Origin of the sequence: Burkholderia sp. LS-044, assembly GCF_004803625.1 — a bacterium.
GTDB lineage: Bacteria > Pseudomonadota > Gammaproteobacteria > Burkholderiales > Burkholderiaceae > Burkholderia > Burkholderia cepacia.
The window spans coordinates 58,352-72,833 of record NZ_SSWO01000008.1; the positions used below are offsets into that span (position 1 = coordinate 58,352).

Genomic DNA, 14,482 nt, shown 5'->3' on the forward strand with positions numbered 1-14,482 from the left:
CGGCCGCTGTCCAACTGGAACGGCCACCGTGGCAGGCGTACGCGAAGCCGTGTGCCACGACCGCGTCCTTCCACTCCGCATTGCTACGCGAGCACCGCGCGCAGTACGCCTCTACGATTGACCGATCTGCTGCGCAACGTTTGGCGTCGTGCGGCCATCCGGTATCGATCGAGTAGACGAGTCGTCGAAGTTGCGCAGGCAGGTCGTTCCCGATTTGCAACCAAGGATTGGTCGACCGTCGATGACGGTCGGGCACGACTGCTGTTTCAGGCGAATGCCGGCTGGTTCTTGACGCTGGGACGTTCCCGCATTCTCGTGTACCAATCCAGCAGCGCCCCGCACTCCGCAGGCACGGTTAACTTCACGATTGACGCAAAGACGAGACCGCCGATGACGGTGATGTCGGCCATAGAGAAGGCATCCCCAGCGACAAACGGCTGCTTTTTCAGGACGTCATTGAAGTAGTGCATGCCCCTCAGGGCTTTGTCGCGCTGACGAAGCCCCCATTCGGCGTTCTGATAGAGCTCGACGTTGGGTCCCAACCCTGGCGTGGCATGGTGGAAATAGACACTGATTGCGTCGAGCAACTCCAGCTCGGCGCGCTTGCTCATCATGTGGATCACGCCTTTTTCGAGTGGTGTCCTGCCGGTCAGCGTGGGTGCGCCATCGAGCGTATCGAGGTATTCGGTAATGGCTGTGCATTCGGCGATGCACGTTCCGTCGTTTAGTTCGAGGACCGGCAGCGTTCCCGAGTAGTTTTTCTCGGAGATGAACTCGGGCCTTTTGTGCTCCCCCTTGTAAAGGTCGACCATCACGAACTCGACGCGCGATCGCAGACCTTTCTCGGCCAGGGCGATACGGACGCGCGTCGGATAGGGGCCTTTGGGGAAATCGTAAATCGTCATGATCGGGAGTTGGGTTACGTCGAAATCGGTGGTGCTGAAAGCCATGCGTGCCTCTCTATGCGGTTTGTCACACGGGGTCGGACGATATGGGGAGTGGATATCCACATCTACCTAACGTTCGTTAGGTTTACAGTAGAAGGTATAATTGCCGGTGTCAACGGTCGTGGAGGCGGTAGCAGAGTGAAGAACGAGTCAGGCTTGAGTTCCAGGGAGCGAATCCTGGTGGCCGCCACAAAGATTGCCCAGGCGCACGGCTACAGCGGGCTGAACTTTCGTGATCTCGCTGAAGCTGTCGGCATCAAGGCCGCGAGCATTTACCACCACTTCGCAAGCAAGGCCGATCTTGGCGCAGCGGTGGCGAGGCGGTATTGGGAGGAATCGGCAGCTGCGCTGGATGCGATTTTGGCCGAATCCGCAAATCCGATCGATTGCCTGCGCCGCTATCCCGATACGTTTCGCAAAGCGCTTGAGCATGGCAATCGCATATGCCTGTGCAGCTTCATGGCTGCCGAATCTGATGACTTGCCGGAAACGGTGACGAAAGAGGTCCAGACTTTTGCCGATGTGAATGTTGCGTGGCTGAGCAAGGTGCTGTCCGACGCGGCCGTGGTCAGCGCCGAGGATAGCGAACGGCGTGCTCGCGCCATCTACGCCGCCGTCGCTGGCGCTCAGCTCATTGCCAGGAGTCGCTCCGATATTTCTGTCTATGACGGGTTAATTGAAAGTTATCGCATTGCGGGTCTTCTGCCGGCATAGCCGCATCGAGCAAGTCGGCTTTGCGGACTTTCGTCTCAGCGAGGTACGGACGGCCGCTTTTCGCAGTGAACGGATCTACGAACGTAGGATCAGGCGTCACCCATGATGTCGCTTCCTGATCGAATGGGGCCGGCCCCGCTCCGTGACGGATGACCGGCGCAGATCGACCCACTCCAGCCGGTCGCCGTGCCAACAGTGTAAGGGCAGGTAACGGAGCACTCCGGCCGGAAACGCCGTTCGACGGGGGAAAGGAGTCGAGGTACGGATCGGAGGGGGGCGGAAGCGATGGTGGGGGCACGAAAAGCGTCTACGGCCTCACAAAAGTCGCCGCGCGTCCATGTGCGCGCCGCGCGCCGGTCAAAGCAGCCGTGGCGTGCCGACCCAGACCAGCACGGCTTCGTCGTCGCGCGTGTTGGTCCAGATAGGCGGAATTGTCGATTCATAGTGCGCGCTGTCACCCACGCCGAGCACGAACGTTTTGCCTTCCAGCGTGATCGTCACTTCACCGCTGAGCACATGCACGAATTCCTCGCACGCGTGCGTGGTTCCTTTGCCTGGTCGCTCGCCGGGCGACATGCGCACGAGAATCGCTTCGAGTTGGCGGTCGCCCGGCCGAATCGACAGGCGCGCGAGCAGATCGGCGGAATCGGCGAAGGCGAAGTACCGCAGATCCTTACGGCGTCGCACGCAACTTTCCTCGGTCGGCGTATCGATGAAATAGCTGGCGGACACGCCCAGCGCTTTCGCGATGCTCGCGAGCGAAGTGATCGACGGGCTGGCGTGATCTCGCTCGACCTGCGAAAGAAAGGGCTTGGAAAGCTGCGAGACGGTCGCGACGTCGTCCAACGTGCGACCCTGGCGCTGGCGCAGCAAGCGAATCTTGCTGCCGACGGAGACGGAGCGCCGGGTTTCGACCGTTTTCGATGCCATTGACCTGCCTCATTTCTTCAGTGCTCGTACCGCCTCTTAACGCGCCGGCCTCCAGATTCCGACCGACCTCATTAGTCGGGCCTAGTGCGACCATGCATCCGTTTGCTCGCCCAGCAACAACCTCCGCGCCAGGGCCAGCGCCTCGTCTTTCGTCGCAACCGTGAGCATGGGATAGCCCCAAAATTTTTCGTATACCAAAGCGAACGCCTTGGTCGCCAGTCGCTTGGCGGTATTCGGTTCGATGTAGATCCCTGCCTTGACGAAGGTCCGCAATTCGCTCTTGTGGCGTTTCATCCAAAGCGAGGTTTGCTTCCTTTCTTCCGGCGAATGTTCGTGTTCGCCTTTATCAAGCCCCTCGTCGTTGAGTAAGACGAAAACTTCCTTCCGTGCGAGCAATCCCTCGAACTCGGCAAAAGGCGAGACTGTGGGGTCGGTGCCTGGTGCGTTTAGTCGCATCCAGACCAAGGGGAACTTCGAGGCGTCAATCAACATGCCAATACTCCTTCGGCGCATCACGGGAAATAGCTGGCAGTCCCACTTCGTCAAGAAAAATGGGATACCCCTCCGGACCGGCAGCGCAATAGCCCTGGCGAGCAGAACGACCAGCATGGTCAATCACACGATACCGGCGGAATGACTGGACGTCATTGCACAAGTTGGCCATAATATTTTTCAATTAGGCCAGCGCCTCATCTTGGATCCGAAGCCCGATACGCATCATGTCAAGCATTGCCATCACCGATCCGGCCGTGGCCAAGGACGTGGATAACCTGCCCCGGCCCGTTGTCGCCCTGAGTGCCATGTCGGTAGCCAAGGGCTGGGAACATGCGAGGCATCGGCACCGCAGGGCGCAACTGCTTTACTCCGTCCGTGGCATCCTCAACTGCGAAATCGAAAACGGTGTCTGGATCGTGCCGCCGCAATGCGCGGTATGGATACCGGGAGACTTGCCCCACTCGGCACGGGGATCCGGTGAAACCGAATGTCATTGCCTGTTCGTGGAGCCTGATGCCGCACCGGATCTTCCGAAAACCTGCTGCACGATCTCCGTCTCGCCGTTGCTGCGCGAGTTGCTTCTGAAGGTGGCCGGCTTCCCCGCGTCATACCCGCCGGGCGGCCGGGAAGACCGACTGATTGCCGCGTTGCTGGATGAGTTGGCGGCGGCTCCGGTAGAAGACCTGCATTTGCCGATGCCGCGTGATCCGCGATTGCGCCGACTCGCGGAAATGCTGTTGGCCGATCCTACCGACAAAACTTCAAAGGGCGATTGGGCCACCCGCATTGGCATGAGCGAGCGAAGCATGAGCCGGCTTCTGCTGCACGAAATCGGCATGAGCTTCGGACGCTGGCGCCGGCAACTGCATGTGATCCTTGCGCTTCAACGCCTGACCATCGGCGAAAGCGTGCAAACGGTGGCGCTGGAACTGGGTTACGAAAATGCCAGCGGGTTCATCACCATGTTCCGCAAGGCGGTAGGCAAGCCGCCAGCACGATACCTTTCCGATCGAACGACAAACGCGCAGTCTGATGCCGTACGCGGCATCGTGCTTCCCGATTAAGTCTCACCTTGAGTGGAGCGTGCCGTCGTCCACCGAGCATGGAGGCCAGGCAGCAAAAAGCGGCGAGGCGCTGTCAGATCGGGCGACCTCGGTTTAAGGTCACCTATTCTCTTCTCCTGCGGAACGGCCGACATTCCGCACACGTCACGGTGATGGTAAAAGCTGGCTCGTTGTCGAGATCGAAGCCTTCCTTGGTCGCCAGTGATCGGAGATGCTCGTGCAATGCCCGATCCTCAATAAAAACCAATCGCGCGCCACAGCGGCAGCGCACGGTGTCGTTCTGAAGGTTCTTCCTGTCCGGCTTGAGCGCGTAGAGTGCGCGGCCTTGTGCGCCCTCCGTACGGACCAGCAAGCCGGAGGTCCATAAATCATTCAGCGCACGGTAGATCGAGGCCGGTTTGAGGCTGTCGAGTTGCGTGCAGAGGATGCGATAAATTTGACTGGCATCCAGACAGCGCGGCGCCGCCTGTTCCAGTACGGACAGGACACGGGTACGAGCGATCGTCGGTCGCAGTCGGCTGGCCGCCAATCGTTGTTCCTGAGACGACATCGGCGGTGTGGTCGCCGGACAGGCTGATGTGGTGTGCTTCATCGTGTGTTTGCCAGACGGCAGGCTCCTGCTACCGAATGATGTAATCAGGTCAATGATCCGAGGCGGGTCGTCGTGCGGGTCCATATCCGTATTCCTTCGCTATGCTGAACTTCCGGTTGTTCGCGACAACGCGGAGCCGCGTGGCTAATGGTTGGCATCAGACATCGGCGCGACGGTGAGATCGCCCACGCGCCGATGCCCTCAAGCATTACTGCGTACTGGCCTGTTCCCAGCCACCGCCAAGCGCCTTGAATACGCTGACTCGCGCAGAACCGACTCGCTGGTCAGCAGCGGCCACCTGGGCTTTCGCGTCGATCAGACTGGTCTGTGCCACGATCACGTCGAGGTAGCTGATGGAGCCGGCGCGGTAGCGCTGGTCGGCCAGCCGGAAGGCATTCTCGGCACGGTTACGCGCCTCTACCAGCGCATCGCGCTGCTGCATCGCCGCGCCATAGGCGCTCAACGATTGCTCCGACTCCTTCAGTGCATTCAGCACGGCACCGTCGAAGCTGGCCAGCGACGCCACGCTTTGTGCCTTCGCCTGCGCGATGCGACTTCGAGCCACCATCATGTTGGGGAACGTCCACGAGATGAGTGGCCCAAAAGAGAAGGACAAGGTGCGATTGCCTTTCAGGTAGTCGTTGCGCAGGTAGTTACCCGAAGCGCCCAGCGTGACACGCGGATAGAGATCCGCCACGGCCACGCCGATGCGGGCGGTATCCGCCGCCAGTTGGCGCTCGGCCTGACGCACGTCGGGGCGACGACGCAGCAGCGCAGTGCCATCGCCGACCGGCAACGCACCGGAAATCTCGGGCGCCTTGGTGCAGGCACGCGCCGGTTCCGGCACTTGCGAGGGCGTGCGCCCCGTCAACGCGGCCAGCTCGAACAGTGCGGCTTCGCGCTGGCCTTGCAAGGGCGGCAATGCGGACTGGGCCTGGGCTAGCGTGAGGCCAGCCCGTTCGACATCCAGATGCGACGCCGAGCCCGCGTGCGCCTGGCTGTCGATGAGATCCAGGCTGCGCTGGGCCAGTTCGACGGACGAGCGCGCCACGCCGATGGACTCACCGTAGCTGCAGGCGTCCACATAGGCCCGCGTCGTCTCCGCAACAACAACGACCCTGGCGGCATCGTAGGCGGCGGCGACTGCATCGGTGTCGTCGCGGGCAGCCTCGATGTCGCGCCTGACCCGACCGAACAGATCGAGTTCATAGGAGACGTCGAGGCCCGCGCTGTAGCTCCATTGCGCGGGGGCCTGGCCAGTGCCGGACCACGTGGTCTGATCGCGCCCGTATCCCACGCCTCCTGACATACTGGTCGAAGGGAATTGCCCGCTGCGCGCTTCCGTGTAGATGGCCCGCGCGCGATCGAGGTTGGCCATCGCCACGCGCAGGTTGGGATTGGCCGACAAGGCTTCCTGCACCAGCTTGTCGAGCGCGGGGTCGTCATACAGCTTCCACCAGTTCGCGGGCAGCGCTTCGGCAACATCCGTATTGGATGGGCGACTGACGAATGGGCCTGCAGCGGTTTCCGGTAAGGCCGGCGCGTGGTAATCGGGGCCGCTGGCGCAACCTGCGGTGATAACGGCAACGGCCACTGCCATGAAGGCAGCGCGCGGAGAGGGAAGCGTCGCCGGACGCGACACAACAGGCATCGCAGGAACCGGTTTAAAGGGCGACATCGGGAGCCTCCGCAGTAGCGAGTTCGCGGGCGCGAGAACTTTCCGCTGTTGCCCGGTGATCCTTGGCAACGAAGCTGTAGATGGTGGGTAGTACGAACAGCGTGAAGAAGGTGCCGACCATCATGCCCATCACCACCACGATGCCGATGGAGAACCGGCTGGCCGAGCCTGCGCCGTCTGCAAACAACAGCGGCACAAGGCCGGCGACCATTGCCGCGGTGGTCATCAGCACGGGACGCATCCGCACCGCCGCTGCCTTCTCGATCGCCTCGATGCGGCTCAGGTTTTCGTGGTGCTGGATATGGTTGGCGAAAGTGACCATCAGGATGCCGTGCTTGGAGATCAGGCCGATCAAGGTGACCAATCCGATCTGGGTGTAGATATTGAGCGTGGCAAAGCCCAGCCACAGCGGCACCAGTGCGCCGCAAACCGCCAGCGGCACCGTCACCAGGATCACCAGCGGATCGCGCAGGCTCTCGAATTGCGCCGCCAGCACCAGGAAGATCACCACCAGCGCGAAGCAGAATGAGATCAGCAGACGGTTGCCTTCCTGCACGAACTGGCGGCTGTCGCTGAGCCAGTCCACACTGGTGCCGGGCGGCAGCGGCTGCGATTGCAGGAACTTCACAGCCTCGCCCATGCTCACGCCCGGCGCCGGCAGCATTTCGAGCGTGGTCGAATTCATCTGGCCGAACTGGGTGAGCTGGTTCGCTTGCGGGCGCATCTCGACATGCGTCACGGTCGACAATGGCACCAGTGCGCCGGAGGTCGTTTTGACATAGAAACGCCCGAGGTCTTCCGGTGTCATACGCTCGGCGCCGCGCACTTGCGGGATCACGTCATAGGAGCGGTCGTGGAAGTTGAAGCGATTGACGTAGTTTTCGCCGACCAGCACGGCAAGGGTATCGGCGACAGACTGCATGGTCACCCCCATTTCGCTGGCCTTCGCATTGTCGATCGTGATGTGCGCCTGCGGGCTGTCGTAGGACAGGTCGTTCTGCACGTAGAGGAACAGACCGCTGGCATAGGCCGCTGCCTTGATCTTTTCGCCGGTCTCGTACAGCGTCTTGAAGTCGTCGGGCGAGCGCAGCACCATCTGCACCGGCAGGCCGCCGCTGGAACCCGGTAGCGGGGGCAACTGCACGGCGGTCAACGTCTCGCCGTCGATGGCGCCGCCGGCGGCTTGAATCTGCCCCTGGATCTCGGTGGCCGACCGCTTGCGTTTCGACCAGTCCTTGAGGATCGCGCCACCCAGCATCATGTTCTGGCCACCGGCGGAGTCGCCGATGTTCATGAAGCTGCTGTCGAACTCGGGAATCTGCTCGAACAGCTTTTCGATCTGCTGAGCATAGCGGGCGGTGTAGCCGACGCCCGCATATTGCGGGGCCTTGGTGACGACGATGACGGCGCCTTGATCCTCGGTCGGCGCCAGTTCGCGGCGAGTGCCGGTGAACAGCACCGCGATGGCGGCCAGCACGGCCACACCGACCAGCAGCACCGCACCGCGAGCGGCTAGCGTGCGGGCCAGCAGGCGCCCATAGAACGCCGTCAGCCCTTCCATGTAGTGCTCGACCCGCTTCGCCAGCCGTCCCTCGCCCTGCCTGGAACTGAGCAGCATCGAGCTCATCACCGGCGAGAGCGTCAGCGCGACCACTCCCGAGACGATGACCGAGCCGGCCAATGTGAAGGCGAACTCCTTGAACAGCGCGCCGGTCAGTCCACCCATCATGCCGATTGGCGCATAGACCGCCGCCAACGTGATAGTCATGGCGATCACCGGCCCGACGATTTCGCGTGCGCCGAGCAGGGCCGCGCGCACAGGTGTCAGCCCCTCCTCAATGTGTCGATGGATGTTCTCCACCACGACGATGGCATCGTCCACCACCAGACCGATCGCCAGCACCATCGCCAGCAGTGTCAACAGGTTGATCGAAAAACCGCAGACCAGCATCAACGCAGCGGTACCGACCAGCGACAACGGAATGGTGACGACCGGAATGATCACCGCGCGGAAAGTGCCGAGGAACAGGAAGATCACCGCGATCACGATCACGATGGCTTCCACCAGCGTGTGTTTGACTTCCTCGATCGAAGCATTGACGAAGCGCGCTACGTTGTAGTTCGGCGCTACCGTCAGTCCTGGGGGCGCCATTGCGCGAATCCTGGTCAGCAGTTCGTTGGCCTGCTTGACGATCTCCAGTGGGTTCCCGGCCGGCGTGGGCTGGATGGCGACGAAGATCGCGGGTATGCCGGTGGCGAACGAGAGGCTATTGTAGTTTTGGCCGCCTATTTCCACGGTGGCGACATCCGACAACCGCACTACGCCTCCGCCGGGGCTCGACTTCACGACCATCTGGCGGAAGTCCTCGACGCTGCGCAAATCGGTGGCCGCGCTGATGTTGGTGACAGTCAGCGCGCTCTTGAGCTGGCCCGGCGCGGCCTGCACGTTGTTGGCGCGCAGCGCGGCCGATATCTCGCCGGCCGACAGCCCGCGCGCGGCCAACCTCACCGGGTCGATCCAGATGCGCATGGCCAGCGTCTGGCCGCCATAGACGTCCGCCGAGGCCACCCCCGGAATGCTGGTGAGCAGAGGTTGCGCAACCCGCGATGCGAAATCCGTCACTTGCGGAATCGACAGCGTCTTGCTGTAGAAGGCGATGTACTGCACCGCTGTACCGCCCTCGGTGGACTTGCTGATGACCGGATCGGTGATGCCCGCCGGCAACTGGTACTTGACCTGCTGCACCTTGGCAAGGATTTCGGTCATCGCGCGATCGGCGTTGGCGTTGAGCACCAATCGCACCTTGATCTCGCTCTTGCCTTGCGTGGTGGTCGAACTCAGGTATTCAATACCGCTGGCCGTGGCGATGGACTGCGCGATCGGCGTGGTCACGAAACCCTGCATCACGTCCTGGGTTGCCCCCGGAAGCGTGGTACTGACCGTGATGGTGGCGTTTTCGAGATAGGGGTATTGCCGCACAGGCAACAGGAAAATCGACGTGGCGCCCATCAGCAGAATGAGCAGGCTGACGACCAGTGCCAGGATGGGCCGACGGATGAAGATGTCTGTAAAGCGCATGGCGTGGTTTCCTTTACCGCGCGCTGGCGCTGGAGGACGCAACGGCCGGGGCGTCAGGAGTCGCCGTTGCCGAAGGGGGCGTGCTGTTGATTTTTACGGTCGCACCGGGCGGAAGACGGTTCTGGCCAGCCATCACCACGATGTCGCCAGGCTTGATGCCTTGGGATACCAGAACCTCCTCCCCGAGCCGGCGGCCGGTGATGACCGGCACGGCAACCGCCTTGCCGACTCCCTGCGCGTCGGCGCCTTTCACGACCACCACGCTGTCACCAGAGGCCGAAGTCTGGATCGCCGTCAGCGGCAATACGATATTGTCCGTCGTGGCGGGCAATACCAGCCGCGCCGTCACATACATGCCGGGTTTCAGCAACCGGTCGGCATTGGGCAACAGCGCCTGAACGGCCACATTACGGGTTTCTCCATCGATACGCGGTTCGATGGCGCTGATCCTGGCGGTGAATACCCGCCCCGGCACAGCATCCACCGTTACCTGAACCGGTGCGCCCGACGTCAGCCTGGGCATATCCTGCTGCGGCAACGTGAAGTTGACATAGAGCGGATCGAGCTGGGTCAGCGTGGCGATCGCGTCACCGGCATTGAGATACTGACCCAGGTTGATCCGTCGGATACCTAACTGACCGGAGAACGGCGCGCGAATCGATTTTTGCTGAATGCGTGCGTCCAGTTGCCGGACTGCCGCGGCAGTCTGGGCAGCGTCCGCCTTATGTTGTTCGAGCAATTCGCGCGGTTCCGCGCCGGTAGGCGCCAACGCTTGCGAACGCCTGAGTTGCAACTGGGCGAAATCGGCTTTGGCCACGGCAGCGGCACGATCTGCTTGTTCGGGGGCATCGTAGAGCTGAATCAGCACCGCCCCTTCCTTCACGGACTGGCCTGCGTCGAAATTGACGGCGGTCACTCGCCCCGAGGTATCGGGAGCCAGCAGCACTTCATGCACGGCTTGCAGGCTGCCAACGGCCTGCCACTCGTCGGCCACACTGCGAGGCTCTGCGCGGATCGTCGAGACAGGCATCGGCGGCATGGCCTGTTGTTCTGCGCCGCCGCTTCGAACAGCGCGCCAGGCATACAGCAGGCCGAAGACAACGACCAGCCCAACAACGCTTATGACAATGGGTTTGGTACGGGAGATAGCGGCGGTGCTCATGCGCGCCCCGCTCGAGCAAAGGGGATCGAGATGGCGCTTGAACGGCCGCGCATGGCCGATCTACCGATGATATGTGAGTGCACGGGTATTCCTCGGGAAGGACGAAGTACTCGGCCGGCCAGAGAACAGGCATGGCAGGCCACGATGAGGCGCAGCCTACCCGTGCAGCCACACTTCTACATTGCGAAATCTAGTCAATTTATTTCGCAATACGGCCATCTCGATGGAAAGACATACACTTGGCCTGATTGAACAAGGAATTGGCCAAATCTCGCTACGGAGGTGTGTCGGCGAATCGGTAAATTGACGATCCCGATAATGCAAATGAGTCTCGTTTAATGTCTAACACGCCTCATATTGAAGGGCAATGTGCGGTACATCGCTCTCCCTTTCATCAATCCCTTGGCAGAAGTTCAGGTTCGATCGATGCGATGCGCGAAGGGCTCCCGGCGTGTGGCTTGCGTGTCGTCCGTACCGTCCGACATACATTGCTCAACGCAACGATTGCCGCAGCCGTCGCCGTCGCTGCTCCAGACGTGTTCGCTACTGAAGGAAAGCAAGCGCAATCAACCACTGAGTCGCCGGATAGCGGCACGTCGGCATCGAGCGCAGAGAGCACAGTCCTTGAGCCCGTCACGGTCACCGCCCGGAAAACGACCGAACGCCTTCAGGATGTGCCTGAAAGCATCACGGTTTTGCAGGCGAAGACCCTGAAGGAATCGCCCTTCGATCCAGGTGTGGCTATCGCCGGCCATGCGCCCAATGTGCAATGGGTCAGCCGCGCCACAGGCTCCCAGTGGTTCTCAATTCGCGGTGTCAGTTCACTTGGGACGCCTGCCAACTACTCCGATGGCACGATCGCATTCAATGTCGATGGTGTGCCGAACAGCATGATGAGCGCGTCGAACATGTTGCTCGATGTCGACCATATCGAAGTGCTGCGCGGCCCCCAAGGCACGCTATGGGGAACCAATGCGCTGGGTGGCGCCATCAACGTTGTCACGAAGCAGCCTGACGGAACTCGGGATGTTCACGTGACAACCGAGGTCGGCGAACACGGCTATCGCATGGGCGAGGCAGTTCTTGGCGGCAATATCGTGCCCGGACAACTTGACGGACGGATGGCGATCCGTTACGGCCATGAGAATGGCGATATCAGTAGCCGTTACACCGACAAGCTGGGCAAGCGCGACATCGGTGCATTCCGTGGAGGACTACGCTTCACGGGGCTGGACGACACGATCATCACAGTGACGGGTAACTATCTGCATGATCAGGCTAACTCCCCGCTCTATGTCCTGCGTAGCGCCAGTCAGTTTCCGACCAGTGGCATCCTGACCGAGCCGGACTTGAAGACAACGCAAGCGGGCGCCACCGTGACCGTCGAGCATTTTTTCAAGAATTTCCAGCTCACTTCCATCAGTTCCTACCAGCACAACAAGCTGGAAAGCGAACTCGATCTCGTGGACAAACTTGTCTATGACGCGATCGGGTTCCCCGCATCCAGTAACGTAGGCCACTCAACGGATCAGGAGAACATCTTCAGCCAGGAGATTCGGCTGAATTCACTCGAGGGTGCCCCGGTTCGCTGGGTCGTCGGTGCCAGTGCCATGCGAACCAACAGCATACGCTGGTGCAGCAGTACGCAGTGCGCGCCGCCTCCGTATTCCGGCTCAGTCGCGATGAAAAGCAATCTCGACACGACCAACCTAGGACTGTTCGGGGACGTTTCGATCCCCTTTGCGAACCGCTGGGAGTTCTCGATCGGCGGCCGGGTAAGCCATGACAATATCGAGATGAAGCAGGACAACTCCCTGGGCCTCGCTTCGCTGACCGGCTCCAACTCAACGTCGCAAACCTATCCGACAGGTCGGGTAGCACTATCCTTCAAGTGGACGAACGACATTCAAAGCTACGTGTCGGTTGCTCGTGGTCACGCGTCACGGGTGTACCCGCTTTTTAGCTATCCGGTCGATGGCATCGTGGGCAACCCCTATCCGGCCGCTTTGGGGTGGACTTACGAAGCGGGCGTCAAGGCCGATCTTCTTAGCCATCGTCTTCAGATCGATGCCAGCGTCTATCACAACGACATCAAGAACGGTGTCATGTCCTATCTCGATCCTTCGCTTGGCGCCTTTCGGACAACATATCAGGACTACAAGACCAGTGGTTTCGAATTGCAGGCGCGCGCGCTCATCGCTGAAGGCTTGAGCTTCTCCGGGGGCGTCGGCTACATCCATAGCGAACTCGGAGCCAACGGCGCCGCAGTCAATACGGTCACTGGCAATCCTGTTCCGAACACACCGAAATGGACGGCGACGGCCGGGCTGCAATACGAAACCTCAGCCAAGGCGATTCATTTGCCTGGCAAGCTCTCCGCCGACCTTCAATACCAATACACAGGCAAGCGCACCGCGGACATCGACAAATCTTATTACCTTGATGCCTATAGCCTTGTGAATGCCCAGATTGGATGGAAAAACAAGGATCTCGAAGTCTATCTGTTCGGCCGGAATCTTTTCGACAAACGCTATGAAACCTTCGGCAGCCTGTACTCCGGCATGCAACTGGTTTCGGTCGGTCGCGGCCGTACCTTGGGGGTAGGCCTGACCAAAAGCTTTTGATTGCCGCCAGTAGGGTCGTTTGGTCATCTAGCCGCCCCAGCGCATCGAGAGATTTCACGTTATGGCGAGCAAGGGGCAGCACTATCGGATCGTATTCGCGGGCTGTGGCGTGACTGGCCTGCCGATCGCGTCCACAATCGGTGCTCGAACTGTGCCCGAGCGTCCCCCCAGGCCCACCTGATGGTCCGTCGCGCGGTGGCGCGCGCCACCTTCGGCACGGCGCTGGAATGGTTCGACTTCGCGTTGTACGGTGTCGTCGCGGCGGCGATCTCCGAAGCTGTTTTTCCGTCGCTCGACCCGACCGCGTCGCTGGTGAGCTTCTGGGCGGGACTCGCGGCCCGTCCGCTCGGCGCGGTGATCTGCGGCACGCTCGGCGCAACCTGATGCTGGTCACGGTGTCGGTGATGGGGCCGTCGTCGTTCCTGATGGGCCTGTTCACCGTCACTTCATCAAGGGCCGTTGGCGACCCACGTCTGCTTCTCGAATCCGCTCGGAGTCGACGGCGGCTTCAAATGTGCAACCGCCGTTCGAGGAACGTAGAAGTGTGTGCAGATCTCGGTGGAGTTGACCTGCCTACGGCGAGTGAGTTAGCGTGGCAATATGCAACGCAATCTGATTCCTTTCGTGACTGTCATTACAACGACGACCATCGGCAACGGTGGGTCGTCCTTGATGCGCACGCGGTAATCATCGTCGCTGCATATTTTCAGGGGCCCCGCCGGCAAAAGACGGGGCCTTTCGCGTTTACGGCTGATCGTCTTTCGTCGGTATCACACCAGCACGGAGTCGTCATGAGCAAAGTAGATCATCACAGCCGAAATTGCGAACAGGAGGTGATGCTTGTTATCTCGATTCAAACCCTTCCAGGCAAAGGCCACGAGCAAATCGCGGCATATGAAAAATTAGCGCCGCTTGTGCGCGCGGAGCAAGGCTGTCTCCAGTACGATCTCCATTCCGTCGTCGGCGACGAAAATAGATTTGTCTTGATCGAACGCTGGGCGTCAACTGAAGCATTGGCGGCACACGACGTAACGCCTCACATGATTGCGGCCGATGCACATAGCCCGACCTTCAGGGCGGCACCGGCACGGGTTTTACAACTTGCTCCCGATAGCCTCGCGTAGTCGATCTGCCAACGCAGCCCGCGATCGGGGCCGACCCAGATAGCGTAGTGATGGGCCGCCCGTCGTCAGGTGG

The 14,482-nt window shown here is 60.9% G+C and carries 11 protein-coding genes and 1 pseudogene; 5 read left to right on the forward strand and 7 right to left on the reverse strand.

The window, feature by feature from the left end; genetic code table 11:
• Positions 1-266 precede the first annotated feature (266 nt).
• A complete protein-coding gene (locus E9536_RS21300) occupies positions 267-950 on the reverse strand; it encodes a glutathione S-transferase (protein WP_027792408.1) in 684 nt (227 codons plus the stop codon).
• A gap of 135 nt (positions 951-1,085) precedes the next feature.
• On the opposite strand from E9536_RS21300, the gene E9536_RS21305 reads away from it, so the two are divergent.
• Positions 1,086-1,661, forward strand: a complete 576-nt coding sequence (locus E9536_RS21305) for a TetR/AcrR family transcriptional regulator (RefSeq protein WP_060174789.1) — start codon at positions 1,086-1,088, stop codon at positions 1,659-1,661.
• 357 nt (positions 1,662-2,018) lie between these two features.
• Here the strand turns inward: E9536_RS21305 and E9536_RS21310 are convergent, their stop codons facing one another.
• Together E9536_RS21310 and E9536_RS21315 are read right to left on the reverse strand one after the other, a co-directional pair.
• Positions 2,019-2,591 (reverse strand): cupin domain-containing protein, encoded by a 573-nt coding sequence (locus E9536_RS21310; protein WP_027792410.1) that lies wholly within the window; start codon positions 2,589-2,591, stop codon positions 2,019-2,021.
• A gap of 81 nt (positions 2,592-2,672) precedes the next feature.
• Positions 2,673-3,083 (reverse strand): hypothetical protein, encoded by a 411-nt coding sequence (locus E9536_RS21315; protein WP_027792411.1) that lies wholly within the window; start codon positions 3,081-3,083, stop codon positions 2,673-2,675.
• A gap of 227 nt (positions 3,084-3,310) precedes the next feature.
• Here E9536_RS21315 and E9536_RS21320 point away from each other — a divergent pair, with 227 nt between their 5' ends.
• A complete protein-coding gene (locus tag E9536_RS21320) occupies positions 3,311-4,150 on the forward strand; it encodes a helix-turn-helix transcriptional regulator (RefSeq protein WP_124918731.1) in 840 nt (279 codons plus the stop codon).
• A gap of 103 nt (positions 4,151-4,253) precedes the next feature.
• On the opposite strand, the gene E9536_RS21325 is transcribed toward E9536_RS21320, so the two are convergent.
• The 4 genes from E9536_RS21325 to E9536_RS21340 form a co-directional block, all read right to left on the reverse strand.
• Positions 4,254-4,826 carry a transcriptional repressor gene (locus tag E9536_RS21325; RefSeq protein ID WP_136470590.1) on the reverse strand — a complete coding sequence of 191 codons (573 nt, stop codon included), beginning with the start codon at positions 4,824-4,826 and terminating at the stop codon, positions 4,254-4,256.
• A gap of 124 nt (positions 4,827-4,950) precedes the next feature.
• Entirely contained in the window at positions 4,951-6,420 is a 1,470-nt protein-coding gene (locus E9536_RS21330) for a TolC family protein (protein ID WP_230942777.1), read from the reverse strand.
• Positions 6,407-9,499, reverse strand: a complete 3,093-nt coding sequence (locus tag E9536_RS21335) for an efflux RND transporter permease subunit (RefSeq protein ID WP_136470591.1) — start codon at positions 9,497-9,499, stop codon at positions 6,407-6,409. Before E9536_RS21335 ends, E9536_RS21330 begins: the two co-directional genes overlap by 14 nt.
• Positions 9,500-9,512: 13 nt before the next feature.
• The gene (locus tag E9536_RS21340) at positions 9,513-10,661 is read right to left on the reverse strand and encodes an efflux RND transporter periplasmic adaptor subunit (protein WP_136470592.1); all 1,149 of its coding nucleotides are present in this window, start codon (positions 10,659-10,661) and stop codon (positions 9,513-9,515) included.
• A 338-nt stretch (positions 10,662-10,999) separates the two neighbouring features.
• Here E9536_RS21340 and E9536_RS21345 point away from each other — a divergent pair, with 338 nt between their 5' ends.
• From E9536_RS21345 to E9536_RS21355, 3 genes and pseudogenes are all read left to right on the forward strand, one after another.
• Complete coding sequence (locus E9536_RS21345) at positions 11,000-13,285, forward strand: TonB-dependent receptor (RefSeq protein ID WP_136470593.1); 2,286 nt, start codon at positions 11,000-11,002, stop codon at positions 13,283-13,285.
• Between the two features lie 180 nt (positions 13,286-13,465).
• A pseudogene (locus E9536_RS21350) lies at positions 13,466-13,719 on the forward strand (MFS transporter); the annotation flags it as partial.
• A 357-nt stretch (positions 13,720-14,076) separates the two neighbouring features.
• Entirely contained in the window at positions 14,077-14,409 is a 333-nt protein-coding gene (locus E9536_RS21355; protein WP_136470711.1) for a putative quinol monooxygenase, read from the forward strand.
• Positions 14,410-14,482: the final 73 nt, after the last annotated feature.

Excerpts from the sequence above, each read along its gene's own strand:
- E9536_RS21355 (WP_136470711.1), top strand. The coding sequence starts at position 14,077 with ATGAGCAAAGTAGATCATCACAGCCGAAATTGCGAACAGGAGGTGATG.
- E9536_RS21300 (WP_027792408.1), bottom strand. The coding sequence starts at position 950 with ATGGCTTTCAGCACCACCGATTTCGACGTAACCCAACTCCCGATCATG.
- E9536_RS21320 (WP_124918731.1), top strand. The coding sequence starts at position 3,311 with ATGTCAAGCATTGCCATCACCGATCCGGCCGTGGCCAAGGACGTGGAT.
- E9536_RS21345 (WP_136470593.1), top strand. The coding sequence starts at position 11,000 with ATGTCTAACACGCCTCATATTGAAGGGCAATGTGCGGTACATCGCTCT.
- E9536_RS21315 (WP_027792411.1), bottom strand. The coding sequence starts at position 3,083 with ATGTTGATTGACGCCTCGAAGTTCCCCTTGGTCTGGATGCGACTAAAC.
- E9536_RS21340 (WP_136470592.1), bottom strand. The coding sequence starts at position 10,661 with ATGAGCACCGCCGCTATCTCCCGTACCAAACCCATTGTCATAAGCGTT.
- E9536_RS21325 (WP_136470590.1), bottom strand. The coding sequence starts at position 4,826 with ATGGACCCGCACGACGACCCGCCTCGGATCATTGACCTGATTACATCA.
- E9536_RS21335 (WP_136470591.1), bottom strand. The coding sequence starts at position 9,499 with ATGCGCTTTACAGACATCTTCATCCGTCGGCCCATCCTGGCACTGGTC.
- E9536_RS21330 (WP_230942777.1), bottom strand. The coding sequence starts at position 6,420 with ATGTCGCCCTTTAAACCGGTTCCTGCGATGCCTGTTGTGTCGCGTCCG.
- E9536_RS21310 (WP_027792410.1), bottom strand. The coding sequence starts at position 2,591 with ATGGCATCGAAAACGGTCGAAACCCGGCGCTCCGTCTCCGTCGGCAGC.